Annotated in this window: 21 protein-coding genes and 1 tRNA gene; 8 read left to right on the top strand and 14 right to left on the bottom strand. The window is 63.5% G+C overall.

What is annotated here, in order from left to right:
• The 4 genes from MJ602_RS11625 to polA form a co-directional block, all read right to left on the bottom strand.
• A partial coding sequence (locus MJ602_RS11625) for an IS5 family transposase (protein WP_243020957.1) occupies positions 1-858 on the bottom strand: 858 nt, incomplete at its 3' end.
• Between the two features lie 139 nt (positions 859-997).
• Positions 998-1,303, bottom strand: a complete 306-nt coding sequence (locus MJ602_RS11620) for an AzlD domain-containing protein (RefSeq protein WP_243020956.1) — start codon at positions 1,301-1,303, stop codon at positions 998-1,000.
• On the bottom strand, positions 1,300-2,034 hold the full coding sequence (locus MJ602_RS11615) for an AzlC family ABC transporter permease (RefSeq protein ID WP_243020955.1): 735 nt from the start codon (positions 2,032-2,034) through the stop codon (positions 1,300-1,302). Before MJ602_RS11615 ends, MJ602_RS11620 begins: the two co-directional genes overlap by 4 nt.
• Positions 2,035-2,253: 219 nt before the next feature.
• A complete protein-coding gene (gene polA, locus MJ602_RS11610; RefSeq protein ID WP_243020954.1) occupies positions 2,254-5,046 on the bottom strand; it encodes a DNA polymerase I in 2,793 nt (930 codons plus the stop codon).
• A 100-nt stretch (positions 5,047-5,146) separates the two neighbouring features.
• On the opposite strand from polA, the gene MJ602_RS11605 reads away from it, so the two are divergent.
• Positions 5,147-5,566 carry a hypothetical protein gene (locus MJ602_RS11605; protein WP_243020953.1) on the top strand — a complete coding sequence of 140 codons (420 nt, stop codon included), beginning with the start codon at positions 5,147-5,149 and terminating at the stop codon, positions 5,564-5,566.
• Positions 5,567-5,665: 99 nt separating this feature from the next.
• Complete coding sequence (locus MJ602_RS11600; protein WP_243020952.1) at positions 5,666-6,862, top strand: serine hydrolase domain-containing protein; 1,197 nt, start codon at positions 5,666-5,668, stop codon at positions 6,860-6,862.
• Positions 6,863-6,995: 133 nt separating this feature from the next.
• Here the strand turns inward: MJ602_RS11600 and MJ602_RS11595 are convergent, their stop codons facing one another.
• The 3 genes from MJ602_RS11595 to MJ602_RS11585 all read right to left on the bottom strand — a co-directional run bounded on the left by MJ602_RS11595 (position 6,996) and on the right by MJ602_RS11585 (position 11,854).
• Entirely contained in the window at positions 6,996-9,911 is a 2,916-nt protein-coding gene (locus MJ602_RS11595) for an aconitate hydratase (RefSeq protein WP_423246704.1), read from the bottom strand.
• Between the two features lie 218 nt (positions 9,912-10,129).
• The gene (locus MJ602_RS11590) at positions 10,130-10,417 is read right to left on the bottom strand and encodes an H-NS histone family protein (RefSeq protein ID WP_162015366.1); all 288 of its coding nucleotides are present in this window, start codon (positions 10,415-10,417) and stop codon (positions 10,130-10,132) included.
• A gap of 147 nt (positions 10,418-10,564) precedes the next feature.
• Positions 10,565-11,854 carry a hemolysin family protein gene (locus MJ602_RS11585; RefSeq protein ID WP_243020951.1) on the bottom strand — a complete coding sequence of 430 codons (1,290 nt, stop codon included), beginning with the start codon at positions 11,852-11,854 and terminating at the stop codon, positions 10,565-10,567.
• Between the two features lie 24 nt (positions 11,855-11,878).
• Between MJ602_RS11585 and MJ602_RS11580 the strand changes: the two genes are divergently transcribed.
• On the top strand, positions 11,879-12,721 hold the full coding sequence (locus tag MJ602_RS11580; RefSeq protein WP_243020950.1) for a symmetrical bis(5'-nucleosyl)-tetraphosphatase: 843 nt from the start codon (positions 11,879-11,881) through the stop codon (positions 12,719-12,721).
• A 122-nt stretch (positions 12,722-12,843) separates the two neighbouring features.
• On the opposite strand, the gene MJ602_RS11575 is transcribed toward MJ602_RS11580, so the two are convergent.
• Positions 12,844-14,292, bottom strand: coding sequence for a DEAD/DEAH box helicase (locus tag MJ602_RS11575; protein ID WP_243020949.1), 1,449 nt, complete (start codon positions 14,290-14,292; stop codon positions 12,844-12,846).
• A gap of 435 nt (positions 14,293-14,727) precedes the next feature.
• On the opposite strand from MJ602_RS11575, the gene paeA reads away from it, so the two are divergent.
• A complete protein-coding gene (paeA, locus tag MJ602_RS11570; protein ID WP_243020948.1) occupies positions 14,728-16,047 on the top strand; it encodes a polyamine export protein PaeA in 1,320 nt (439 codons plus the stop codon).
• 48 nt (positions 16,048-16,095) lie between these two features.
• Here the strand turns inward: paeA and MJ602_RS11565 are convergent, their stop codons facing one another.
• Together MJ602_RS11565 and MJ602_RS11560 are read right to left on the bottom strand one after the other, a co-directional pair.
• Positions 16,096-16,734, bottom strand: coding sequence for a lytic transglycosylase domain-containing protein (locus MJ602_RS11565; RefSeq protein ID WP_243020947.1), 639 nt, complete (start codon positions 16,732-16,734; stop codon positions 16,096-16,098).
• Positions 16,731-18,476 (bottom strand): proline--tRNA ligase, encoded by a 1,746-nt coding sequence (locus tag MJ602_RS11560; protein ID WP_243020946.1) that lies wholly within the window; start codon positions 18,474-18,476, stop codon positions 16,731-16,733. Before MJ602_RS11560 ends, MJ602_RS11565 begins: the two co-directional genes overlap by 4 nt.
• 92 nt (positions 18,477-18,568) lie before the next feature.
• Between MJ602_RS11560 and MJ602_RS11555 the strand changes: the two genes are divergently transcribed.
• A complete protein-coding gene (locus MJ602_RS11555) occupies positions 18,569-19,249 on the top strand; it encodes an RNA pyrophosphohydrolase (protein ID WP_243020945.1) in 681 nt (226 codons plus the stop codon).
• Positions 19,250-19,256: 7 nt separating this feature from the next.
• On the opposite strand, the gene proB is transcribed toward MJ602_RS11555, so the two are convergent.
• The 4 genes from proB to rplU all read right to left on the bottom strand — a co-directional run bounded on the left by proB (position 19,257) and on the right by rplU (position 22,261).
• Positions 19,257-20,408 (bottom strand): glutamate 5-kinase, encoded by a 1,152-nt coding sequence (gene proB, locus MJ602_RS11550; protein ID WP_243020944.1) that lies wholly within the window; start codon positions 20,406-20,408, stop codon positions 19,257-19,259.
• 53 nt (positions 20,409-20,461) lie between these two features.
• Positions 20,462-21,541, bottom strand: a complete 1,080-nt coding sequence (gene cgtA / locus MJ602_RS11545) for an Obg family GTPase CgtA (RefSeq protein ID WP_243020943.1) — start codon at positions 21,539-21,541, stop codon at positions 20,462-20,464.
• Positions 21,542-21,673: 132 nt separating this feature from the next.
• Positions 21,674-21,931 (bottom strand): 50S ribosomal protein L27, encoded by a 258-nt coding sequence (rpmA, locus tag MJ602_RS11540; RefSeq protein WP_162015356.1) that lies wholly within the window; start codon positions 21,929-21,931, stop codon positions 21,674-21,676.
• 18 nt (positions 21,932-21,949) lie between these two features.
• Positions 21,950-22,261, bottom strand: a complete 312-nt coding sequence (rplU, locus tag MJ602_RS11535; RefSeq protein WP_162018008.1) for a 50S ribosomal protein L21 — start codon at positions 22,259-22,261, stop codon at positions 21,950-21,952.
• Positions 22,262-22,490: 229 nt separating this feature from the next.
• On the opposite strand from rplU, the gene MJ602_RS11530 reads away from it, so the two are divergent.
• The 3 genes from MJ602_RS11530 (at position 22,491) to pilB (ending at position 25,373) form a co-directional block, all read left to right on the top strand.
• Positions 22,491-23,420 (top strand): polyprenyl synthetase family protein, encoded by a 930-nt coding sequence (locus tag MJ602_RS11530; RefSeq protein ID WP_243020964.1) that lies wholly within the window; start codon positions 22,491-22,493, stop codon positions 23,418-23,420.
• Positions 23,421-23,441: 21 nt separating this feature from the next.
• Positions 23,442-23,518, top strand: a tRNA-Pro gene (locus MJ602_RS11525).
• 118 nt (positions 23,519-23,636) lie between these two features.
• Positions 23,637-25,373 carry a type IV-A pilus assembly ATPase PilB gene (gene pilB, locus MJ602_RS11520; RefSeq protein WP_243020942.1) on the top strand — a complete coding sequence of 579 codons (1,737 nt, stop codon included), beginning with the start codon at positions 23,637-23,639 and terminating at the stop codon, positions 25,371-25,373.
• Positions 25,374-25,397 lie beyond the last annotated feature (24 nt).

The raw sequence follows: 25,397 nt of genomic DNA, 5'->3' as shown, positions 1-25,397 counted from the left end.
CGCCACATGGGGCAGCACGTTCATCTCTCGCAGGGCTTCAATGAATTCCTTGGCGTCGTAGCCTTTGTCTGCCCCCAGGGTGATGGTGATGGGCTCATCGCCCGGTAGCGCCTGGCGCGCATCGTTGATCATGGCCTTGGCCGCTTCGCGCTCTGCATGCCCGTCAGCCTGAGTGACCACAGCACTGACCACCAACCCATGGCGGTTGTCAGTAAGCGTGTGGCCCATAAAGCGCAGTTCGCTGGCCGTCTTGCCTTTGCGGTACAGCCGTGCATCTGAATCCGTGGTGGATTCATGGGTGTCGTTGCTCCGCTTTTGGTCTTTGAAGTTGCCCGCGTCGGTATCGTCGTCGCCCTGGCGGTCTTTGCGCACAAAGCTCTTGTGGCCCGCCCAGGCCTGGATCAGGGTGCCGTCCACGCTGAAGTGTTCACCCGAGAGCAGCTCCTGTTCCTGGGCTTGCTGCACGATCTGGTTGAAGAACTCGATGACCGCATCGTGCTCGATCAGGCGTTCGCGGTTCTTGCTGAAGACGGTGGGCACCCAGACCGCATCGTCCATGGCCAGGCCAATGAACCAGCGAAACAGCAGGTTGTACTGGGTTTGCTCCATGAGCTGGCGTTCTGAGCGTACGCTGTAGAGCACCTGAATGAGCATGGCGCGCAGCAGCTTCTCGGGGGCAATGCTGGGGCGCCCGCCCTTGATGTCGGCCGCATACATCTGAGCGAACAACTCGTTCATACTCGCCAAGGCCTTGTTGACCATCATGCGGATCACGCGCAAAGGATGGTCTGCGGGCACGAAGTCATCAAGATGGCGCATGGTGAACAGGCTCTCGGTGAAGGTGTCGGCTCCGCGCATGGATGGCTTGTCTGGTGGTTCGGGGGAATGTCTCGATTGTCCTGCCTCGGTGGCAGGCGCAGAGGGTTGGCGGGGAGTATTTCAGCAGCCTGCTAGAGCTTGCGGGTGGAGGTTCAGGACCGGGAAATCCGCCACCCTCTCACCCCCACCACCGCACCCCCGCCGACGCCACCGCCCCCAACAGCACCACCAGCAGGAACGGCAGGCGCAGCCACAGCGCCAGTGCCGCCGCCGCCAGGGCCGCCAGGCGCGCGTCGAGCACCAGTGCGCCCCCCGAGGCCACGGTGTTCATCACCGTGAGCGCGGCCAGCAGCGCCACCGTCATGGCGCCGGCCACGCGGGTCATGCGCGGGTTTTGCAGCCAGCGGGCAGGAATGGCGTAGCCCGCCAGCTTGGTGAGGTAGGTGGCCGCGCAGGCCAGCAGGATATAGCCCCAGAGCGTCATGCCGCACCTCCTTCGCGGGCGGGCGGCGTGGCCGCGTCGGCATCGGGGTCGCGGCCCCACCAGCCCCAGGCGGCGCCGAGCACGGCGGCCAGCAGGATGGGCAGGCCCGGCGGCAGCACGGGCACGGCCAGGGCCGTGGCCACGCCGCAGACTACGGCCAGCGCCACGGGTTCGCGCTGCTGCAAGCGCGGCCAGAGCAGGCCCAGGAAGGCGGCCACGGCCGCGCCGTCCAGGCCCCAGCGGCGCGGGTCGCCCAGGGCATCGCCGAGCACGGCACCGAGCAGGGTGAACAGGTTCCAGAGCACGAACACGCCGATGCCCGCCGTCCAGAAGCCGCGCCGCTGTTCATCGGGCGTGGTCTGGCCTGCGGCGGTGGCGGCGGATTCGTCAATGGTGAGCTGCGCGGCCACGGCCTTGCGCCAGCCGGTGGGGGCCACCATGGCATTCATCTGCATGCCGTAGACCGCGTTGCGCACGCCCAGCAGCGCGGCAGCGCCCAGGGCCGCAGAGCCTGCGCCGCCGCCCGCGATGACGCCGATGAAGGCGAATTGCGAGCCGCCGGTGAACATGAGCAGGCTCAGCGCCATGGCCTGCCACACGGTGAGGCCAGCGGCCACGGCCAGGGCGCCAAACGAGATGCCGTAGAGGCCGGTGGCGACGGCAATCGAAAGGCCCATGCGGATGGCGGGGGTCCAGGTGGCAGGGCGCAAGGTGCGTGGGCGGGGATTCATCGACTTCAAATTTGATAGCTGATTGCGCTTGCTGGGTAAGCGCTAGAGGCAGGAAAGACCAAAAAATGTGGCAGGACTGAGGGTGAATGGCTCGGATGCGCTGCGGGTTGCCAGCATCGTGCCCCGTGTTCCGGGAAAGGGGTCAGAGCCCGAGTTTCGCTGCGCGAAATCGTGATCTGACCCCTTTGCCTGCGCCGCGTCGGCTCCGGCGCTGGGGCATCAATGCGCCTTGTCCCAGTTCGGCCCTACGCCCACCTCGGCCAGCAGGGGCACCTTGAGGTCGGCGACGCCGGCCATCAGGCGCGGGATGTGGCTGCGCAGCCAGTCCACCTCGCTCTCGGGCAGCTCGAACACGAGTTCGTCGTGCACCTGCATGATCATCTTGATGCCGGGCTTGTGGGCGTCCAGCTCTCTCTGCACGGCCACCATGGCCAGCTTGATGAGGTCGGCCGCCGTGCCCTGCATGGGGGCGTTGATGGCGGCGCGCTCGGCGCCGGCGCGGCGCGGGCCGTTGGGGGAGTTGATTTCGGGCAGGTACAAGCGGCGGCCGAATACGGTTTCCACATAACCCATGGATTTGGCGGCGGCCTTGGTTTCGTCCATGTACTGCTTCACGCCGGGGTAGCGCTGGAAGTAGCGGTCGATGTAGGCGGCGGCGGCCTTGGTCTCTATGCCCAGGTTTTTCGCCAGGCCGAAGCTGCTCATGCCGTAGATCAGACCGAAGTTGATGACCTTGGCATAGCGGCGCTGCTCGCTGGTCACCTGGTCCAGCGCCACGCCGAACACCTCGGCGGCGGTGGCGCGGTGCACATCCAGACCGGCGTGGAAGGCGTGCAAGAGCGCATGGTCGCCGCTGATGTGGGCCATGATGCGCAGCTCGATCTGGCTGTAGTCGGCACTGGCGATCACGCAGCCGGGCGGCGCCACGAAGGCCTCGCGCACGCGCCGGCCCTCGGCCGTGCGGATGGGGATGTTCTGCAGGTTCGGGTCGTTGCTCGACAGGCGGCCCGTGACGGCCACGGCCTGCGCGTAGTGCGTGTGCACGCGGCCTGTGCGCGGCAGCGCCAGCTGGGCCAGCTTGTCGGTGTAGGTGCCCTTGAGCTTGGTCAGGCTGCGGTGCTCCAGCAGCTTGGCAGGCAGGGGGTAGTCCTCGGCCAGCTTTTCCAGCACCTCCTCGTCGGTGCTGCGCGCGCCGGTGGCGGTTTTCTTCACCACGGGCATGCCCAGCTTGTCAAAGAAGATTTCGCCGAGCTGCTTGGGGCTGCTGAGGTTGAAAGGCTGGCCTGCAATCTCATAGGCTTCGGTTTCCAGCTGCAGGATGCGCTGGCCCAGCTCGTGGCTTTGCTGCGCGAGCGTGGGCGCGTCGATGAGCACGCCGTTGCGTTCGATGCGGTAGAGCGCCTCGCTGCTGGCGATTTCCAGCTCGTAGATGAAGCGCAGCTTGTCGTCGGCCTGCAAGAGCGGCCACAGCGCCAGGTGCACGTCCAGCGTCTGGTCCGAGTCTTCGCAGGAATAGGCGGCCGCCTTGTCCACCGGCACCTGGGCGAACGGGATCTGGTGCGCGCCCTTGCCGCACAGGTCTTCGTAGCTGATGCCGGTGCGGCCCGTGTGGCGCTCGGCCAGGCTGGACAGGCCGTGGGGCTTGTGCACTTCGAGCACGTAGCTCTGCAGCATGGTGTCGTGCACATAGCCCTGCACTTCGATGCCGTGGTTGGCGAACACATGGCGGTCGTATTTGACGTGCTGGCCGAGCTTGTGGTGCTTGCCGTTTTCCAGCCAGGGCTTGAGGCGCGCCAGCACCTCGTCGCGCGGCAGTTGCGCGGGGGCGTCTGGCCCGGCATGGGCCAGCGGAATGTAGGCGGCCTCGCCCGGCTGCACGCTGAAACTGATGCCCACGATTTCGGCGCGCATTTCGTCGAGCGACGTGGTCTCGGTGTCCAGCGCCACCAGTTCGGCCTTCATCAGGCGCTGCAGCCAGTGGTCGAAGTCGGTCCAGTTGAGAACGGTGTCGTACACCACGGTGCGGTGCTGCGCGGCCTCGGCCACGGGGCTGGCGGAATGGTCGGCAAACAGGTCGCCGCTTTCGCCGGGCATGGCCACCACGGGTGCGGGCGCGGCGGCCGGGGCCTCGGCGCCCAGCGCGCGCGCCAGGCCCTTGAAACCGTACTGCTCGTAAAAATCCTTGAGCCGGGGCGTGTCGGGCGCACCCAGGGCGATGGCGTCGAGCCGGGGCAGGCCCTCGACCCAGCCGCCGAGATCGCAGTCGGTCTTGATGGTCAGCAGTTGCCGGCCCGTGGGCAGCCAGTCCAGCGCCTTGCGCAGGTTCTCACCGGCCACGCCCTTGATCTTGTCGGCGCTCTGCACCACGGCGTCGAGCGAGCCGTATTCCTGCAGCCACTTGGCCGCCGTCTTGGGGCCCACCTTCTCCACGCCGGGCACGTTGTCGATGGCGTCGCCCACCAGGGTCTGGTAGTCCACCATCAGCCGCGCAGGCACGCCAAATTCGGCCTCCACGCCGGCCAGGTCGCGGCGCTTGCCGCTCATGGTGTCGATGATGGTTATGTGCTCGTTCACCAGTTGCGCCAGGTCCTTGTCGCCGCTGCTCACGATCACCTCGATGCCCTGGCGCGCCGCAGTCACGGCCAGCGTGCCGATCACGTCGTCAGCCTCCACGCCGGGCACATCCAGCACCTTCCAGCCCAGCAGGCGCACCACCTCGTGGATGGGCGCGATCTGCGCGCGCAGGTCGTCGGGCATGGGGCTACGCTGCTGCTTGTAGGCAGGGTAGATCTCGTCGCGGAAGGTCGGGCCCTTGGCGTCGAACACGCAGGCGGCATAGTCGGCCTGCACCTCCTTGCGCAGCGCCTGCATCATGTTGATCATGCCGCGGATGGCACCCGTGGCCGGGCTGTTCGGATCGCCCGGCACGGCACGCAGGTCGGGCATGGCGTGGAAGGCGCGGTAGAGGTAGCTGGAGCCGTCCACCAGCAGCAGGGTCTTTTTGTCGCTCATGCGGGCGATTGTGCACACATGGCGGGGGTTCGCGCCCTTCGCCGCCCAGGCGGGGCGGATACCGGCACAATGTCGGCGAATACGACCCGAGGACATTGCCATGAAAGCCCTGCTCACCACCCTGATGATGGCCGCCGCCTGCCCGCTGGCCCTTGCCAACACCGATTTCAAGAACGTCCCCCCGCCACTGCAGAAGGCGCTGCACGGCAACGCGCTCAAGTCGGCGCACATGGAGGACGGCGTGCTGCGCCTGCACACCAGCAAGGCCGAGGTGTCCGAGCTGGTGTATGCCACCTTTGTGTTCCACAACATCTGCGGCGAGCAGTGGATGAATCCGCAACAGTTTGCACAGTTCGGGCTCAAGCGGGTGGAACTGCTCAACGCCGACGGCAGCCAGGGCTTTGCCTTCGACGCGCGCGGCGACGTTTGCGAGCAGATGGGCCAGCTGGGCAAGAACTTCCGCACCTTCATCGGCCAGTACACCGTCAAGTGCACGGCCGGCGCCTGCCCGCGCCCCTGACGCGAGGCCGGGTTACGTCAGCCGGGGAAACCCGCTGCCCCGCGCTGCACGCTTGGTGTTCAATCCTCGCTGTCTTGTTACCGCACGGGGAGTGCACCGTTGAAAACCCTGAAGAAAATCGCGCTGGGCACGCTGGCAACGCTGGTGCTGGCCGGCACGGCCGGCTGGTTCAGTCTGGACAAGGAAACGCGCGGCCTGCTCAAGACCGTGCCCACCAACCGCGACCTGCTGTTCTGGAGCGTGCCGCAGCGCGACGCGGCCTTCCGCGCACTGGACCGCATCCCGCTGCTGGCCAAGTGGCGCGTGGTGCAGCCCAGCAGCACGCCGCGCAGCCTACCCCCCGGCCCGCCGCTGGCCTTGCCGCTGGACCTGGACGCCTACATGGCGGGCCAGCGCAGCAGCGCCATCCTCATCGTGCAAGGGGGCAAGCTGCGTGTGGAGCGCTACGGCCTGGATTACGGCCCGGACGGCCGCTGGACGAGCTTTTCCGTGGCCAAGTCCTTCACCTCCACCCTGGTGGGCGCCGCGCTGAAGGACGGCCACATCAAGAGCATGGACGACAAGGTCAGCGACTACATCACCAGCATGAAGGGCTCGGCCTACGACGACGTGAGCATCCGCCAGCTGCTCACCATGACCTCCGGCGTGCGCTGGAACGAAGACTACGGCGACCCGAACTCCGACGTTGCCCGGTTCAACAACCACGCGCCCGAAGCCGGCGTGCCCGCCATCGTCAGCTACCTGCGCCAGTTGCCGCGCCAGGCCCCGGCGGGCGAGCGCTGGCTTTACAGCACAGGTGAGACCAACCTGGTGGGCATCCTCGTGAGCGAGGCCACGAAAAGGCCGCTGGCGCAGTACCTGGAAGAAAAGATCTGGAAGCCCGCAGGCATGGAGCAGCAGGCCACCTGGATTCTGAGCAAGACGGGCCAGGAGATCAGCGGCTGCTGCATCCAGGCCGCCGCGCGCGACTATGCGCGCATGGGCCAGTTCATCCTGGAGGGCGCCAAGGTGCAGGGCCAAGGCATCCTGCCCGAAGGCTGGCTGCAGGACGCCACCACCAAACGCGCCGACATCGGCAAGCCCGGGCGCGGCTACGGCTACCAGTGGTGGACCTATGACGACGGCAGTTTCGCCGCGCGCGGCATCTTCGGCCAGGGCATCTTCATCGACCCCAAGCGCCAGCTGGTGATCGCCTCCAACGCCAACTGGGCCGGGGGCGCCAGCTCGCCCAAGGAGAGCGAGGCGCGCGAAGCCTTCTACAAGGCCGTGCAGCAGGCGGTGGACGCCGAGCGCTGAAGGCCAAGCCAGCCCCCCATCCGCTTTGCCGACCCACGGCCCATGAACCTGGCGCGCCCAAGGCCAGGGCTCTCGCGCAAGGGCCGCCGCTACGCCGATATTCAGGCGCCGAAGGCGCCTGAGGAGGGTGTTCCTATCCTTCCAGCAACTGCCGCAGCACGTAAGGCAGGATGCCGCCTGCACGGTAGTAGTCCACCTCGATGGGCGTGTCGATGCGCAGTATCAGCGTGGTCTCCAGGCGCGTACCGTCACTGCGGTGCACCACGAGCCGCGCCTCGCTTCGCGGGGTGAGCGCGGGGTCGGGCAGGATGTCGATGCGCTCATGCCCCGTCAGGCCCAGCGCTTCCCAGGATTCGCCCGCCTTGAACTGCAGCGGCAGCACGCCCATGCCCACCAGGTTGCTGCGGTGGATGCGCTCGAAGCTGCGCGCCACCACCGCGCGTATGCCCAGCAACTGCGTGCCCTTGGCAGCCCAGTCGCGACTCGACCCGGTGCCGTACTCCTCGCCTGCAAACACCACGGTAGGCACGCCTTCGGCCTGGTAGCGCTGGGCTGCGTCGAAGATGGACAGCTTTTCGCCCGAGGGCTGGTGCAGCGTCCAGCCGCCCTCCTCCCGCGAGCCATCGGCCAGCGCGGGCAGCATGAGGTTCTTGATGCGCACATTGGCAAAGGTGCCGCGCACCATGACTTCGTGGTTGCCCCGGCGCGCGCCGTAGCTGTTGAAGTCGGCCTTGTGCACACCATGCTGCAGCAACCACTGGCCTGCGGGGGAGCTTTCCTTGATGGAGCCTGCGGGGGAGATGTGGTCGGTGGTGATGGAATCGCCAAACAAGGCCATGGTGCGTGCACCCTGCACGGCCACAGGATTTGAATGATTTTGGCCTGTAGCACCCACTGAATAAGCGCCATAAGCTATTGAATTGATAGCAAAATCAGCAAAGAAGGGGGGCTCTGCAATGTAGGTGCTCTGCGGCCAGGTGTAGGCCGTGCCGCTGACGCCCTTGATTTTTTTCCACAGCGTGCCGGGATCGGTGGCCACCTTGGCGTAGTTCTCGCGGAAGGCCTTGCCCTTCATGGCGAACTTCAGGAGCTGGTGGATTTCCTCGCTGGTGGGCCAGATGTCGCCCAGGTACACGTCGCGCCCGCCCTTGCCCTGGCCCACGGGCTCGGTCATCAGATCCTTGAGCACGGTGCCCGCAATGGCGTAGGCGACCACCAGCGGCGGGCTGGCCAGGAAGTTGGCCTTGAGGTTCGGGTGGATGCGCGCCTCGAAATTGCGGTTGCCCGAGAGCACCGCCGCGCACACCAGGTTGTTCTGGGTGATGGCCTCGTTGAGTTCGGGCGTGAGGTCGCCCGCATTGCCGATGCAGGTGGTGCAGCCATACCCCGCCACGGCAAAGCCCAGCTTTTCCAGGTACGGCAGAAGCCCGGTTTCTGTGAGGTATTCGGTCACGATGCGCGAGCCGGGCGCCAGCGAAGTCTTGATGTGCGGCGCCACCCGCAGCCCGGCTTTCACCGCCTTTTGGGCCAGCAGGCCTGCGGCCAGCAGCACGCTGGGGTTGCTGGTGTTGGTGCAGCTGGTGATGGCGGCAATCAGCACGTCGCCATTGCCCACGGTCGGTTCGGTCCCCTTGGCAGGCAGCGTAGCCTTGCTGTTGTGCCCGTGCGCTGTGGCCAGTGCAGGCTTGTTGGCCTCCATCTCGACCACAAAGCGCGGCGCTCCCATCGGCGTGGCTTTGCCGTCGGGGGTAGGCCCCGTCACTACCTCGTCGCGGCGGTGGATGTGATAGCGCGTGCGCAGATCCTGCGCCGGGCGGTTGAAGCCGTTTTGCGCGTTGGGTTTGCTGAACAGGTCGGCAAACTGCTGGCTGACCTGGCCCAGCTCGATGCGGTCCTGCGGGCGCTTGGGGCCGGCCAGGCTGGGGGTGACCTGCCCCAGGTCCAGACGCACCACCTGCGAATAGTCCAGCTCGCCCGCCAGCGGCACGCCGAACAGTCCCTGGGCCTTGAAGTAGGCCTCGAAGGCCTCGATCTCGGCCTTGGTGCGGCCGGTGCCCTTGAAGTACTCAATGGTCTTTTCATCGACCGGGAAGAAGCCCATGGTGGCGCCGTATTCGGGTGCCATGTTGCCGATGGTGGCGCGGTCGGGCAGCGCCAGGGTGCGCGTGCCTTCGCCAAAAAATTCCACGAACTTGCCCACCACCTTGTGCTGGCGCAGGATTTCCGTCACGGTGAGCACCAGATCTGTGGCCGTGACGCCTTCACGCAAGCGGCCCGTGAGTTCAAAGCCCACAACGTCGGGCGTGAGGAAGTACACCGGCTGGCCCAGCATGGCGGCCTCGGCCTCGATACCGCCCACGCCCCAGCCCACCACGCCAATGCCGTTGATCATGGTGGTGTGGCTGTCGGTGCCCACCAGGGTGTCGGGGTAGTAGGTGCCATCCTTGGTCTTGTGCACACCGCGCGCCAGGTATTCGAGGTTGACCTGGTGCACGATGCCAAAGCCCGGGGGCACCACGCCAAAGGTGTCGAAGGCCTGCATGCCCCATTTCATGAATTCGTAGCGCTCGCGGTTGCGCTGGAATTCGAGCTTCATGTTCAGGTCCAGCGCCTTCTTGCTGCCGTAGTGGTCCACCATGATGGAGTGGTCCACCACCAAATCCACGGGCACCAGGGGCTCGATCTTCTTCGGGTTCTTGCCCAGGCGCTGGGCGGCACTGCGCATGGCAGCCAGGTCGGCCAGCAGGGGCACGCCGGTAAAGTCCTGCAGCACCACGCGCGAAACGACGAAGGGGATCTCATCCTTGCGTTCGGCCTGAGGCGCCCATTGGGCCAATTGCCGCACATGCTCTGGCGTGACCTTGCGACCATCGCAATTGCGCAGCACCGATTCGAGGACGATACGAATCGAGACTGGCAGGCGCCCTATTGCCGGATATTCCTGCGCCAATGCCGGCAGGGAAAAGAACTGGCCTTTTTTCCCGGAAGCCATGGTGAACGCCCGCCGGATATGGGCCATGGGATGTGTGGCTGCCTTGTGATGGGCCATTTGCATACCTCCTGTCGTGGGTGTGGCCTGTATTTGTGCCACGAATGGTGGATGCCTGCAATGGCCCGATCCGTTAAGTGGGCTCTGGCCATGTGCACTCCACACAGAGCCATGGCGTTATCTTGTTGACACGCCCCTGACTTGCGACATGGCTTTTTTCCAAAAACCTAAAACACAAAAACCCGCCGAAGCGGGTTTTTATAGGCTGCAAATGCAGATCAAATCGCGAATTTGGCGCGGTCCTGACCCTGAATCCACTTGGGCGGCTTGCCACGCCCGGTCCACGTCTGGCCCGTGGCGGGATCGCGGTATTTGGGCGCCACCTTGGTGCCCGCCACCGTGCTGCGGCTGCGTGCAGGGGGAAACACATCCTGAGGCGTCAATTCAAACTCGGCAATCAGCGACTGGATTTTTGCAATGGCGCCGGAAATGGCGTCCTGGCGCGCGGCCTTGATGCGCTGCTCCAGCGCTTCGCGCTCTTGAATGAGTTTCTTGTAATCTTCCATGGCGGTGTGGATGGTGAAGTGGACGACGGCTGCGATTATATACAGAGTTGCTGTTATTCAACAAACCACCGCAGCATCGCAATCCTTGAAAACCTGAAATTCCTTGAATTTCAACGATTATTCGTATCAATTAACCCTTTGGGGCGATCAGTTTTCCCTGAGGGCCAGTACCTTGTCAATGCGTTTTCCATCCAGATCCACCACTTCGAATATCCAGCCCACGCACGCAATGCGCTCTCCCACGCTGGGCAAGTGCCCAGATTCGGCCAATAACAGGCCAGCCAAGGTGTTATAGCGCCCACGGTCCTCGTCGGGCAATTCGCGAATATCCAGGCGCGCCTTGAGTTCAGGCACCGGGACCAGGCCATCGAGCAACCAGCTCCCATCCTCGCGCTGCACAGCCCAGGCATCCCGCGGAGTGCCCGGCTGCAATTCGCCGGTGATGGCTTCGAGCAGATCGCGCGGCGTCATCAGGCCTTGCACCACGCCGTATTCATCCACCACGAACACCATGCGTCCCGCACGCTGGCGAAACTGCTCCAGCAGCTCCATGCCACTCAAGGTCTCGGGCAGAAAGGCTGCGGCCTGGGCATGGGCCCCCACGGGCAAGGGCTCCTGGGGGCCCAGCTCCAGCAGGCGCGCCACACTGATCACACCAACCACCTCATCCAGAGAACCACGACACACCGGGTACCACGAATGCGCCCCGGTGCTGCTGCCTGCACTGGCCTGTTGCAACGCCTGGGCCACGGAGCATGCAGCGTCGATCCAGTGCACATCACTGCGCGGCACCATCAGCGAGGTCAGCGGCCGGTCGTCGAGGTGGAAGACGTTCTGCACCATCTGGTGTTCATGCTGCTCGATCACACCCGCCTCGCGCCCCTCCTCCAGACTGGCGGCGATTTCTTCCTCGGTCACGGCGCGTGCAGCGTCGTTGTCCACGCGCAGCACAGCCAACACGCCCTGTGTAGAAAGCGACAGCAAGCGCACAAAGGGCTTGGCCGCATGCGCTACCCAGGCCATGGGCCGGGCGACAAAGCGCGACACGGTTTCAGGGTACAACTGCCCAATGCGCTTGGGTACCAGTTCACCAAAGACGATGGTGACAAACGTAATGATGGTCACCACCAGCGCAGTGGCGGTGATGCTGGCGGGCCGCTCTGGTATGCCCAGGGCCGCCAGCCACAGCATGAGATCGTCACTGAACGCCGCCTCGCCGATGATGCCGTTGAGCATGCCAATGGAAGTGATGCCCACCTGCACCGAAGAAAGGAACTGCGTAGGATTGTCCAACAGGCCCAATGCGGCCTGCGCGCCCTTGTCACCACTTTGCGCCATGGCTGACAAACGCGCCTTGCGGCTCGACGCCAGGGCCATCTCGGACATAGCGAAAACGCCATTGAGCAGGGTCAGGAACGCAATCAGCAGAAAATCCATGCTTCAGATGTAACAAAAACCACCATGGCACTTTACTGTATTGGCGATGTGCAGGGCTGCGATACTTCCCTGCAGCACCTGCTGGACCGGATGGGCTTCTCACCCAGCCGCGACACGGTGTACCTGCTGGGCGACCTCGTCAACCGCGGCCCAGAATCGGCCGCCGTGCTGCGCCGCTGCATGCAGCACGCGGGTGCGCTGCGCTGCCTGCTGGGCAACCACGACCTGCACCTGCTGGCCGTGGCGCAAGGCGTGCGCCAACCATCGCGGCGCGACACATTGGATGGCATCCTGCAGGCCAGAGACCGCGAAGCCCTGCTGCACTGGCTGCGCCAGCAACCCCTGGCCTGCGAACATGTGCATGCGGGCGAGCGCCTGCTGATGCTGCATGCGGGCGCCCTGCCCGCCTGGAGCGCTGCCGATGTGCTGCGTCTGGCGGGCGAAGTGCATGCCGTGCTGCGCAGCGACGATCTGCCAGACTTTCTGCACCAGATGTACGGCAACCGGCCCGATCAATGGAATGAGCACCTGGAAGGCGCAGACCGCCTGCGTGTGGTGGTCAATGCGCTGACCCGGCTGCGCTTTTGCTCGCCGCAGGGCGTGATGGACTTTGAAAGCACCGAATCGGCCAGCCAGGCTCCGGCGGGCCTGCTGCCCTGGTTTGACGTGCCTGGCCGCCGCACCGCAGGCACCTTGCTGGCCGTGGGGCACTGGTCCACACTGGGGCTGCTCAACCGACCAGATCTGCTGGCGCTGGACACAGGCTGCGTGTGGGGCGGAAAGCTCAGCGCGGTGCGCTTTGGCGCAACGCTGGCCGAGCGCGAGATTCTGCAGGTGGAGTGCCCGCAGGCCCAGCGACCCGGCTAAAGTTCGCTATATTTTTAATAGCTATTAGCGCTCGCCCTTATTGGCTTTGAAACTTTTTTGAGTGCTTTTTTAGGGTGGCTGACTGGATCCCGGCCAGCAGTCTCTCAAAGCCCCTTCAGAAATCAAGCCACCGGATCTTGGGCCTTGAACAATGCCGCCACCTTGCGCTTGGGCTTGATGTTGGGCGACACGCGCCCGGTGGACGGACGCTCGGCAGCCTCCCACGAAGGCTTGGGTGCGTCGGCCGGGGTTTCATAGGGTTGCTCGAAGAACGGATCGCGCGGCGCCGCAGGCGCATAACGCGAAGGGCTGCGCGGCGCGCGGGCTGCGCGTTCGCCGCGGGCATTGCCTTCCACCGAATCGTCGCCGCCACCCTCCGCATCACGCCAATGGCGCCGCCCATCGTTGATGCGGCCACGCGGACGGTCCTCGTCGTACTCCAGCGCCTCGATCTCGATCTTCTTCTTCAGCAGTTTCTCGATGTCCGCCACCAGACGCCCATCACTGCCCGACACCAAGGTCACCGCCAGCCCCGAGGCGCCAGCGCGGCCCGTGCGGCCGATGCGGTGCACATAGTCCTCGGCATTGAACGGCACATCGAAGTTGAACACCGCCGGCACATCCTTGATGTCCAGCCCGCGGGCAGCCACGTCGGTGCACACCAGCAAATCGACGGCGCCCTGCTTGAAGGCGTCCAGCGCCTTGAGGCGCTCGTCCTGGCTCTTGTCGCCGTGCAACGCGGCCGTCTTGAGGCCCTCGCGCTCCAGGCTGCGTGCCAGGCGCGCACAACCCAACTTGCTGTTGACGAAGATGAAGGCCTGCTTGATCTCACGCGAGCGCAGCACCTGGTGCACGGCGCGGCGCTTGTCCTCGTCGCTCACGCTATAGAAATGCTGCTCGACGGTGGACGCGGTCTCGTTCGGCCGCGCCACCTCGATGGTGATCGGGTCTTGCAGGTAGCTGCCCGCCAGGCGCTTGATCTCGGGCGAGAAGGTGGCAGAGAACAGCAAGGTGGTGCGCTGCTTGGGCAGGTAGCTCAGGATACGCTGCAGATCCGGCAGGAAGCCGATGTCCAGCATGCGGTCGGCCTCGTCAAGCACCACGTACTCGACCTGGTTGAGGACGGCGTTCTTGGCCTCAATGTGGTCCAGCAGACGGCCTGGTGTGGCCACCAGTACCTCAACGCCCTTTTTCAGCTCCAGCGTCTGGGGCTTCATATCCATGCCGCCGAACACCACGGTACTGCGCAGCTTGGTGTACTTGGCATACAGCGCGATTTGCTGCGCCACCTGGTCGGCCAGCTCCCGCGTGGGCAGCAGCACCAAGGCGCGCACCGGGTGGCGTGCGGGAGATGTGGAACTGTTTTCGTGCTTGAGCAGGCGCTGCAACAGCGGCAGCGAAAACGCCGCCGTCTTGCCCGTGCCGGTCTGGGCTGCGCCCATCACGTCCTTGCCGGTCAGCACGACGGGAATGGCTTGCGCCTGGATGGGCGTCATGGACTCGTAGCCCATTTCGGCCACAGCGCGCGCCAGCGGCTCGGCCAGCGATAGATTGGAAAAAGAACTGGTCATTGAACTTGGTATTGTCGCACTGTGCGATCAAATCGTGCCGACTCTTGAAGACCTCACTCTAGCGAGGGTCAGCCCCACGCCGCAACGAATGTTGTCGCCTGTGATTTCAGATGACGGCACAACAGAGCGCGCACCTCTCCACCAACAGGCCTTCAATCATGCGAAACCGGACATTTAGCGAAGCCAATCGCAGCGAACAAGCAAGGATTGAGCGGGCATTTACGGCATTGAGCCTCCCGCACTTCTGCGATTGAATTTGGGCGTGTTTCTTGCAGGAGATGGCCATGACAACCTATAGCCTTGTTCTGCAAAACACCAGCCTGCCCGTGGCACGCATGCACAAGCTGTTCCATCCCGGTGACATGGCTGGTGTTTATGGCGGCAAAGATACACTCAAGCCATTGTGCGCCTGCGCGCCACGCCCTTCCTACGTGCATGACACTGAGTTCCAGCTTGCTGCTCATCGGGCTGCTGATTGCAGCCAGCGCTTTTTTTTCCATGGCCGAGATCGCGCTCGCGGCGGCCCGGCGCCTGCGCCTGCGCCAGCTGGCCGATGAGGGCGATGCCCGCGCCGAACGCGTGCTGCGCGTGCAAGACCAGCCAGGCGACTACTTCACGGTGGTGCAGATCGGGCAGAACGCCGTGGCCATTCTGGGCGGCGTGGTGGGCGAAGGCGCCCTGAGCCCGCATTTCAGTGCATTGCTGGCTTGGTGGCTACCGACGTCCACTGCGCAGACGCTGGGCTTTCTGGCCTCGTTCACGGTCATCACCTCGCTGTTCATCCTGTTTTCCGATCTGTTCCCCAAGCGCCTGGGTATGGCGCGGCCTGAGGAACTGGCCATGCGCCTGTCCGGCCCCATGGCTTGGTGCATGGTCTTGCTGCGGCCTGTGGCCTGGCTCTACAGCCGCTGCGCAGACGCTCTGTTCCGTCTGTTCGGCCTGTCGTCGCTGCGTGACGAGCGCGTCACCTCCGAGGACATCCTGGCCATGATGGAAGCCGGCGCGCGCGCGGGGGTGCTGGATGTGGACGAGCAACAGGTCATCACCAACGTGTTCGAGCTGGACACACGCACCGTCTCCAGCGCCATGTCGCCGCGTGAACGTATCGCCTACTTTGTGCGCGACGAGAGCGATGCGGTGATCCGCCTGCGCATTGCGGCCGAGCCCTTCTCGACCTACCCGGTGTGCGAGGGCGACCTCGACCATGTGGTGGGCTACGTGGACGCCAAGGACCTGTTCCAGCGCGTGCTGAACAACCAGCCCATCTCGCTCAAGGACGACAGCCTGGTGCGCAAGGTGCTGATCGTGCCCGATCGGCTGACGCTGTCCGAAGTGCTGGCCCAGTTCCGTCAGGCGCACGAGGACTTTGCGGTCATCGTCAACGAATACAGCCTGGTGGTAGGGGTGGTCACGCTGAACGATGTGATGAGCACCGTGATGGGTGGCCTGGTGTCGCCCTTCGATGAAGAGCAGATCGTGCAGCGCGACCAGGACTCCTGGCTCATCGACGGTATCACTGCCATCGATGACGTGCAACGCGCACTGGGCCTGGACGAACTGCCCCACCCCGGGGAGTACGAGACGCTTGCGGGTTTTCTCATGGTCATGCTGCGCCGGGTGCCCAAGCGCACCGACGCCGTGGCCTGGGGCGGCTACAAGTTCGAGGTGATCGACGTGGACAGCTACCGCATCGACCAGGTGATGGTCACGCGCATCCCTGAGGGCACACCCGCTGCGTCAACCCCAACGGCGTAAGCACGCCATATTGATCGTCGGCAAAACCAACGACGAGATAGCTATCGCTCAGCCCGCTCGGTCATCAAAGATCCAGTGTCGCTGCGCGGCAAACACCGCATTGGGGTAGGCCGGCTTGCCCCGGCTACCGTTGTAGCGCCCCAGCGCCATGTAAAGATCGCCGCGCTCGCGGTCCAGGTAGTGGCGCAAGATGACGCAGCCAAAGCGCAGGTTGGTCTGCATATGAAACAGCTTGCCAGGGTCACCATCGCCGATCAGGCGCGTCCAAAACGGCATGACCTGCATGTAGCCGCGCGCGCCCACACTAGAGACGGCAAACTTGCGAAACGCACTTTCGACCTGCACCAACCCGAGCACCAGCGACACGTCCAGACCTGCACGCTTGCTTTCGTACCATACGGTTTGAAGAAACTCCCGCCTCACCTCCAGGTCGGGCTTGCGGCGCCGCAGACGGTTGCTCATGGCGCCCATCCAGCGCAAGTAGTGCATCCGGGCCTCGGTGGTGGGGAACTGGGGCTCGGGCGGCGCGCTGTTGGCAATGGCCGAACTCAGCGCGGTGCGCACCGAATCCATCAGCGGCTCTTCGATCTGCCCGCCCGCATGCGCCACCCCCGGCAGCGCCAGCCAGGCGGCAGGGGCCAAGGCCCCGCCCAGCACCAGTGAGCGCCGGGCAATGCCCTGCGTCATGGGGCCAGACGGCCCAGGACATGGGCCAGGACATCGGCCACCGCCACCTTGGTGGCGCTGGCGTCGCGGCGGTGCTGGTATTCGACCTGACCTTCCTTGAGGGCGCGATCGCCAATGGTGATGCGGTGCGGCACGCCAATCAGCTCCCAGTCCGAGAACATCACGCCAGGGCGCTCGCAGCGGTCGTCGAGGATCACGTCCACCCCCGCCTGCTGCAATCCGGCGTACAAGGCCTCGGCCTGGGCCTTCACCTCAGGGAAGCGGTCGGGTGAAATGGGGCACAGCACCACGGTGAACGGCGCAATGGCGTCGGGCCAGATGATGCCGCGCTCGTCATGGTTCTGCTCGATGGCAGCGGCGGGCAGGCGCGTGATGCCGATGCCGTAGCAACCCATCTCGAAGAACTGGGGTTTGCCGTTCTCGTCCAGGAAGGTGGCATTCATGGCACGGGAGTATTTGGTGCCGAGGTAGAACACGTGCCCCACCTCAATACCGCGCTCAATTGCCAGGAGTCCCTTGCCGTCAGGCGAGCGGTCGCCCGCGACCACATTGCGCAAATCGGCCACCGCATCGGGTTCGGGCAGATCACGGCCCCAGTTCACTCCGGTGAGGTGGAAGTCTTCCTCGTTGGCACCGCAGATCCAGTCAGCCATGGCGGCCACTTCGCGGTCGGCGATCACCTTGACTGCTTGCTTCAAACCGATGGGACCGAGATACCCAGGCTTGCAGCCAAAGTGGGCCTCGATCTCGGCCACCGTCGCAAAGCGGAAACCCGCATCCAGCCCTTGCACTTTGGAAACCTTGATCTCGTTCATGTCGTGGTCGCCACGCAGCAGCAGCAACCAGACCTGTGAGCGGACGGTCTCTCCGAGGTCGTTGATCTCGTCGGTGGCCAGCACCAATGACTTGACCGTTGTATGCAAGGGGACACCCAGCAGCTCCGCCACGTCTGCACAGGTGCTCTTGCCGGGTGTGGGCACCTTTTGCAGTGCAGCGGCCGCCGCAGGACGCTGTCCCTGGGGCGCCAAGGCCTCGGCCTTCTCCATGTTGGCCGCATAGTCACTCTGGGGGCAGTAAACAATGGCGTCCTCGCCCGTAGCGGCGATCACCTGGAACTCTTCACTCAGATCACCGCCAATGGCACCGGAATCGGCCGCTACTGCACGGTAGGACAGGCCGAAGCGGTCAAAAATCCGGCGGTAGGCCTGGGCCATGACCTGGTAGCTGGCCTTTGCAGCCGCCTGATCCCGATCGAAGCTGTAGGCGTCTTTCATCGTGAACTCTCGTCCACGCATCAGGCCAAAGCGCGGACGGCGCTCGTCACGAAATTTGGTCTGGATCTGGTAGAAATTGCGCGGCAACTGTTTGTAGCTGCGCAGTTCCTGGCGTGCGATGTCAGTGACCACTTCCTCGCTGGTGGGTTGAACCACGTAGTCACGGCCATGGCGATCCTGGATGCGCAGCAGTTCGGGGCCCATGGTGTCAAAGCGCCGGGTTTCCTGCCAGAGCTCGGCAGGCTGCACCACGGGCATGGTCAGCTCCACCGCCCCAGCGCGGTTCATCTCCTCGCGCACGATGGCTTCTACCTTCTGAATCACGCGCAGGCCCATGGGCATGTAGGTATAGACCCCAGCTGCGAGCTTCTTGATCATTCCGGCGCGCATCATGAGCTGGTGGCTGACCACCTCGGCATCGGCGGGGGCTTCCTTGAGGGTGGAAATGAAGAACTGGGAGGCTTTCATCGGACGCAATCGGGCTGGAGGGGGTGCACCACACTTGCCGCGCATCAAGCGGCGTGCATAATGGATGCAGTTTAAAAATTTGGGGTTCGATTATGCTTGACCGGGACGGCTTTCGGCCGAACGTCGGCATCATCCTGCTCAACCACAAGAACCAGGTGTTCTGGGGCAAGCGCATCCGCACCCACAGCTGGCAGTTCCCGCAAGGGGGCATCGACCGGGGCGAATCCCCCGAACAGGCGATGTTCCGGGAGCTCCACGAAGAGGTGGGGCTGATGCCCGACCACGTGCGCGTGGTGGCCCGCACCCGGGATTGGTTGCGCTACGAGGTGCCTGACCGGTACATCCGCCGCGATGCGCGCGGACATTACAAGGGCCAGAAACAAATCTGGTTCCTGCTCCAGTTGCTGGGCCACGATTGGGATCTGAACCTGCGCGCCACCGACCACCCAGAGTTCGACGCCTGGCGTTGGAACGATTACTGGGTTCCGTTGGATGTGGTGGTGGAGTTCAAACGCGGTGTCTATGAAATGGCGCTGACAGAGTTGGCGCGCTTTATTCCACGCCAGGACCACCGCAACCGCTACCTGCGCGGCAGCATGCGATCAAGGGATCAAGATGCCGCCTCGGGCGCCAGCGCGCCGCACCGCGGTGGGCAGTTGCTGTTGCACCCTGGAGTGGAATTGCCGCCCGGTGCCACCTTCGATCCGACACCGCCCTCGGCCACCGCGCCCGGACTCTCCGCTGACGGGGAAAAGTCACACGGCCAGCACTGAGCTTGTTTCAGAGGCCGGTGAGCACCAGATTGTCGCGGTGCACCATCTCGGCTTCGCCGGTGTAGCCCAGTAGTGCCTCAAACTCCGAAGAGGGTTTGCGGCACAGCAGCCGTGCTTCGGCGCTGGCGTAGTTGGCCAGGCCGCGGGCGATCTCTCCCCCGGCCGGGTCGCGCACGGCAATCACGTCGCCACGGGAGAAATCCCCCTCGACCGCTGTCATACCGATGGGCAGCAGGCTCTTGCCCTCACGGATCAGCTTGGCTGCCGCCCCTTCGTCCACGGTCACCGCTCCGCGCAACTGCAGGTGATCAGCCATCCATTGCTTGCGCGCCTGCGTCTTGGCCGTCTGCGCCACCAGCAAGGTACCAATGGGTTCTCCACTGGCCAGACGGAGCAGCACATCGTGCTCCCGCCCCCAGGCAATGACCGTGGAGGCACCAGAACCCGCTGCACGCTTGGCCGCCAGGATCTTGGTGATCATGCCGCCCTTGCCGATGCTGGAGCCCGCACCTCCTGCCATGTCTTCGAGCGCAAGGTCACCAGCCCGCGCCTCATGCACGAACTGCGCAGTCGGATCGCGACGCGGATCGGCCGTGTACAGCCCTTTCTGATCGGTCAGGATGACCAGCGCATCGGCTTCCACCAGGTTGGCCACCAGGGCGCCCAGGGTGTCGTTGTCGCCAAACTTGATTTCATCGTTGACCACCGTGTCGTTCTCATTGATGACGGGAACGACTCCCAAGGTCAACAACGTGAGCAAGGTGGAACGTGCGTTGAGGTAGCGCTCGCGATCGGCCAGATCAGCATGGGTGAGCAGCACCTGGGCGCTGCCCACACCGTTTTCGCGCAACTTGGTTTCGTACATCTGGGCCAGACCCATCTGTCCCACGGCGGCAGCGGCTTGCAATTCATGGACCTCGCGCGGGCGCCGACTCCAGCCCAGCCGTTTCATGCCTTCGGCAATGGCACCGCTGGACACCATGATGACTTCGCGGCGCTGCACTCCATCACCGCGCACCAGGGCTGCCAGTTGACGGCTCCATTCCCCAATGGCAGTTTCGTCAAGCCCACGGCCCTCGTTGGTGACGAGACTGGAACCGACCTTGACCACAATGCGGCGCGCATCCCGCAGCACAGACGATATTTTTTCTTGGCTCATTGGGGCTCTAGCGCCCATTTGAAGGGCGTCAATAGCTATAAATTTAATAGCATTCAAGGCTTGGCTGCAGGCTCAGCGGCAAACCGGGGATCCACCTCGACCACCGGCCCAGCTTCGGCCACTTGCTGGGTACGCACCTGGTCATACACGGCGCGAATCAGCGGCTCACAGCCCTCACGCGTCAGGGCTGAAATCTCGAACACCGGCCCTTTCCACTTGAAACGCTTGACGAAGTCTGCCACGCGGGCAGCCCGCTCCTGGGGGGGCACCATGTCGAGCTTGTTGAGCACCAGCCAGCGCGGCTTGTCGTAGAGCGCCTTGTCGTACTTTTTGAGCTCGGCCACGATGGCCTTGGCCTGCGCCACCGGATCCACCGCCTCGTCGAATGGTGCCATGTCCACCACGTGCAGCAGCAACCGGGTTCGTTGCAGATGGCGCAGAAACTGGTGCCCCAGGCCTGCTCCCTCGGACGCACCTTCGATCAAGCCCGGAATGTCGGCGATCACAAAACTCTGCTCCGGCCCGACGCGCACCACGCCCAGATTGGGGTGCAAAGTGGTGAAGGGGTAGTCCGCAATCTTGGGCCGCGCGTTGGAAACGGCGGCGATCAAGGTGGATTTGCCCGCATTGGGCATGCCCAGCAGGCCGACATCGGCCAACACCTTGAGCTCCAGCTTGAGATTCTTGCGCTCGCCAGGCCAACCAGGGGTCTTCTGGCGCGGCGCGCGGTTGATGGCGCTCTTGAAGCGCATGTTGCCGAACCCGCCATCGCCGCCCTTGGCAAGAACAACCACCTCGCCAGGGTTCAACAGTTCCAGCAGTACCTGCCCTGTCTCGGCATCGCTGATGATGGTGCCCACGGGCATCTTGAGGGTGATGTCATCGCCCGCGGCGCCAAACATGTCCGAACCCATGCCGTGCTCACCCCGCTTGGCTTCGTACCGGCGCGCATAGCGGTAATCCACCAGCGTGTTCAGGTTGGGATCTGCAACCACATACACATGCCCGCCACGGCCACCATCTCCGCCGTTGGGACCACCGAACTCCTTGTACTTCTCGTGGCGAAACGACACGCAGCCGTTGCCGCCATCGCCTGCGGCGACATCGATATAGGCTTCATCAACGAACTTCATGGGGTTTCCAGTGTACAAAAAGGCAGCCTGCCGGATGGCGGCAACGCGGCTCCTCCTTCAGCACCGCTCAAGAAGAAGCCACAAACAACAAAGCCCCGCAGCGCGGGGCTTGTTGGAATGCGTCCCGTGCGCTCAGGCCGGGGTCACATTGACCGTGTGACGGTTCAGTGCACCCTTGGTGCCGAACGACACATGCCCGTCCACCAAGGCAAACAGCGTGTGGTCCTTGCCAACACCCACGTTCGTGCCGGGGTGGAAGCGCGTGCCACGCTGGCGCACGATGATCGAGCCTGCGCTGATCAATTCGCCGCCAAACGCTTTCACGCCGAGCATCTTGGGCTTGGAATCGCGCCCGTTTCGCGTAGAGCCGCCGCCTTTTTTCTGTGCCATGACATCTGCTCCTGGAAATTAAGCGGCGATCGACCCGATCAGCAATTCGGTGAATTGCTGGCGATGGCCCTGGCGCTTCTGGTAGTGCTTGCGACGGCGCAGCTTGAAAATGCGCACCTTGTCGTGCTTGCCATGCGCCACGATGGTGGCTTTGACAGAAGCGCCGGACACCAGGGGCGTGCCCACCTTGAGTTCAGCGCCGTTGCCGACAGCCAGAACCTGGTCGATCACGATTTCCTGGCCTACGTCCGCAGCAATCTGTTCTACTTTGATTTTTTCGCCGGAAGCAACGCGATACTGCTTGCCGCCGGTTTTTATGACCGCGTACATGTTGACCTCTTTCAGTGATTGCACAGCAGCATTAGCGCCCCGTGCTCAAGTCTCCATGGGACAAGCCCAAGGAACCGGGGATTATAGCACCGAGATCAGAAATACAACAAGCACCAAGACTCCCTGAGCACTGCGCAGAACGGGTTCCTATAATCAGCAGCCCTTGCTCGCATCGCCTACCTTGACCGCCGCCGCCACTACCTCACCCCTTTCCCTGATCGCCCACGACATGCTTGAGGTGGACAGGGTCATTGCTCAACGCCTTGCTTCCAATGTTCCGTTGGTCGGGCAAATATCGCAATACATCATCGCCGCCGGCGGAAAGCGCCTGCGTCCAGCCCTCCTGCTGCTGGTGGCCGGGGCACTGAACTGCCAGAACGCCCAGCGCTTCAATCTGGCGGCGGTGGTCGAATTCATTCACACCGCCACCTTGCTGCACGACGATGTGGTCGACGCATCCACCATGCGTCGCGGCCGCGCCACAGCAAATGAAACTTTCGGTAACCCTGCGAGCGTACTGGTGGGGGATTTTCTGTACTCGCGGGCATTTCAGATGATGGTCGATGCGGGCCAGATGCGGATCATGGAAATCCTGGCCGATGCGACCAATGTGATCGCAGAAGGCGAAGTCATGCAGCTGATCAACATGCACGACGCCTCGCTGGACGAAAACGCTTACCTGCAGGTCATTCGATCCAAGACCGCCAAACTGTTCGAGGCCAGCAGCCGCTTGGCCGCCGTTCTTGCCGGAAGCGATACCGCACAGGAAGAAGTCTGCGCCACCTATGGTCAGGCATTGGGTACGGCATTCCAGATCATCGACGATGTGCTGGATTACGACGGCGATAGCCAGGAAATGGGCAAGAACCTGGGGGATGACCTGCGCGAGGGGAAGGCCACCTTGCCCCTGATTGCCGCCATGCAAAGAGGCTCCGCAACACAGGCCCAGATGGTCCGGCACGCCATTGAGAACGGCAGCACCGACCAGCTTGATGCCATCGTGACCGTTGTCAGGGAAACCGGCGCTCTGGATGTAGCCCGGGAGGCCGCTGCAGCCGAGGCACATCGTGCCATCGAAGCCATTTCCACACTCCCAGACAGTGCCTATCGCACAGCTTTGCTACAATTAGCGGCTCAGCTGTTGCAGCGCAGAACCTGACGGTTCATGCAACACAGCCATCGGGGTGTAGCTTAGCCTGGTAGAGCGCTACGTTCGGGACGTAGAGGCCGGAGGTTCGAATCCTCTCACCCCGACCAGAAATGCCCCCTTAGCGGGCGCCATTCGCCCTACGGGGGCGCCGGTACTGCGATTTACAGCATACGCAGCTTCGGCGATGATAGGATGGTTTCGCGTTCCCCCTTTCATTCTGGTTACATGGCTGCAGTTGATTCCACCCAAAGAGACTCCGCATCAGTTGCCTTGCCCGGCTTGGGCAGGGCACTGATTTCTGCCGGCAAGCTCACCCCCAAAGCCGCAGAAGACATCTTCCGGAAGTCTCAGGCCGGTCGCAGCAGCTTTATCGCAGAGTTGACGGGCTCCGGCGCAGTATCTGCCGCCGATCTTGCGCACACTGTCTCTGCTGTCTTTGGCGCCCCCCTGCTCGATCTCGACGCCATCGACCCCCAACGCCTGCCCAAGGATCTGCTGGACTCCAAGATCTGCCAGTCCTATCGCGTGCTGGTGCTCAGCAAGCGCAGCAACCGTCTGATCGTCGCCACCGCAGACCCCACGGACCAGGAGGCCGCTGAGAAAATCAAGTTCACCACCCAAATGGGCGTGGACTGGATCATTGCCGAGTACGACAAGCTCTCCAAACTGGTGGAGTCGTCCACCAAGTCGGTGGGCGAGTCCATGGAGTCCTTCACAAGCGGAGACTTCGACTTCAACGATGTTTCCACCGAAATACCTGACGAACCAGAAGACACGGGAGCTGGTGGGGATGTCGAAGACGCTCCCATCGTCAAGTTCCTGCACAAGATGCTCTTGGATGCGTTCAACATGCGCGCCTCCGATTTGCATTTTGAACCTTACGAGCACCACTACCGCGTGCGCTTCCGCATCGACGGCGAGTTGCGTGAGATTGCGTCTCCCCCCGTCGCCATCAAAGACAAGCTGGCATCACGCATCAAGGTTATCTCCCGGCTGGACATCTCGGAAAAGAGGGTGCCGCAAGACGGTCGGATGAAGCTCAAGGTCGGTCCGGACCGCGTCATCGACTTCCGTGTCAGCACCCTTCCCACGCTGTTTGGCGAGAAGATCGTGATCCGTATCTTGGATCCGAGCAGCGCCAAAATGGGCATCGACGCGCTGGGATATGAGCCCATCGAGAAAGAACGTCTGCTGAATGCGATCGGCCGACCCTACGGCATGATTCTGGTGACAGGTCCCACAGGTTCCGGCAAGACCGTGTCCTTGTACACCTGCCTGAACCTGCTGAACAAGCCTGGTGTCAATATTGCTACCGCAGAAGACCCTTCGGAAATCAACCTTCCCGGAGTGAACCAGGTCAACGTGAATGAAAAAGCGGGCCTGACCTTCGCAGCGGCACTCAAATCGTTTCTGCGCCAAGATCCCGACATCATCATGGTGGGTGAAATCCGTGACTTGGAGACGGCCGACATTTCCATCAAGGCTGCGCAAACCGGTCACTTGGTGCTCTCGACCCTGCACACCAACGACGCCCCCACCACGCTCACACGCATGCGCAACATGGGCATTGCGCCCTTCAATATTGCATCCAGCGTGATCCTGATCACTGCCCAGCGCCTGGCACGGAGGCTGTGCCCCCAATGCAAGGCGCCAGCCGATGTTCCCCATGAAGCCCTGCTGGAAGCCGGCTTCAAGGACGAGGAAATAGACGGTTCCTGGGTTCCCTACAAGCCTGTGGGGTGTTCTGCCTGCAACAACGGATACAAGGGACGTGTAGGTATCTATCAGGTGATGCCTATCAGTGAAGAAATCCAACGCATCATTCTGCGCGACGGCAGTGCGCTGGAAATCGCGGAGCAGGCACGCAATGAAGGCGTACGCTCCCTGCGCGAATCGGGGCTGCACAAGGTCAAGATGGGAAGCACCTCGCTTGAAGAAGTGCTGGCAGTAACCAACGAATAACTACAACCTGACAAGGTGGAGATC

It is taken from the genome of Simplicispira sedimenti (assembly GCF_022760965.1).
GTDB lineage: Bacteria > Pseudomonadota > Gammaproteobacteria > Burkholderiales > Burkholderiaceae_C > Simplicispira > Simplicispira sedimenti.
Note: the sequence above shows the minus strand (reverse complement) of the source record. Positions and strands in the feature narration are given on the sequence as shown.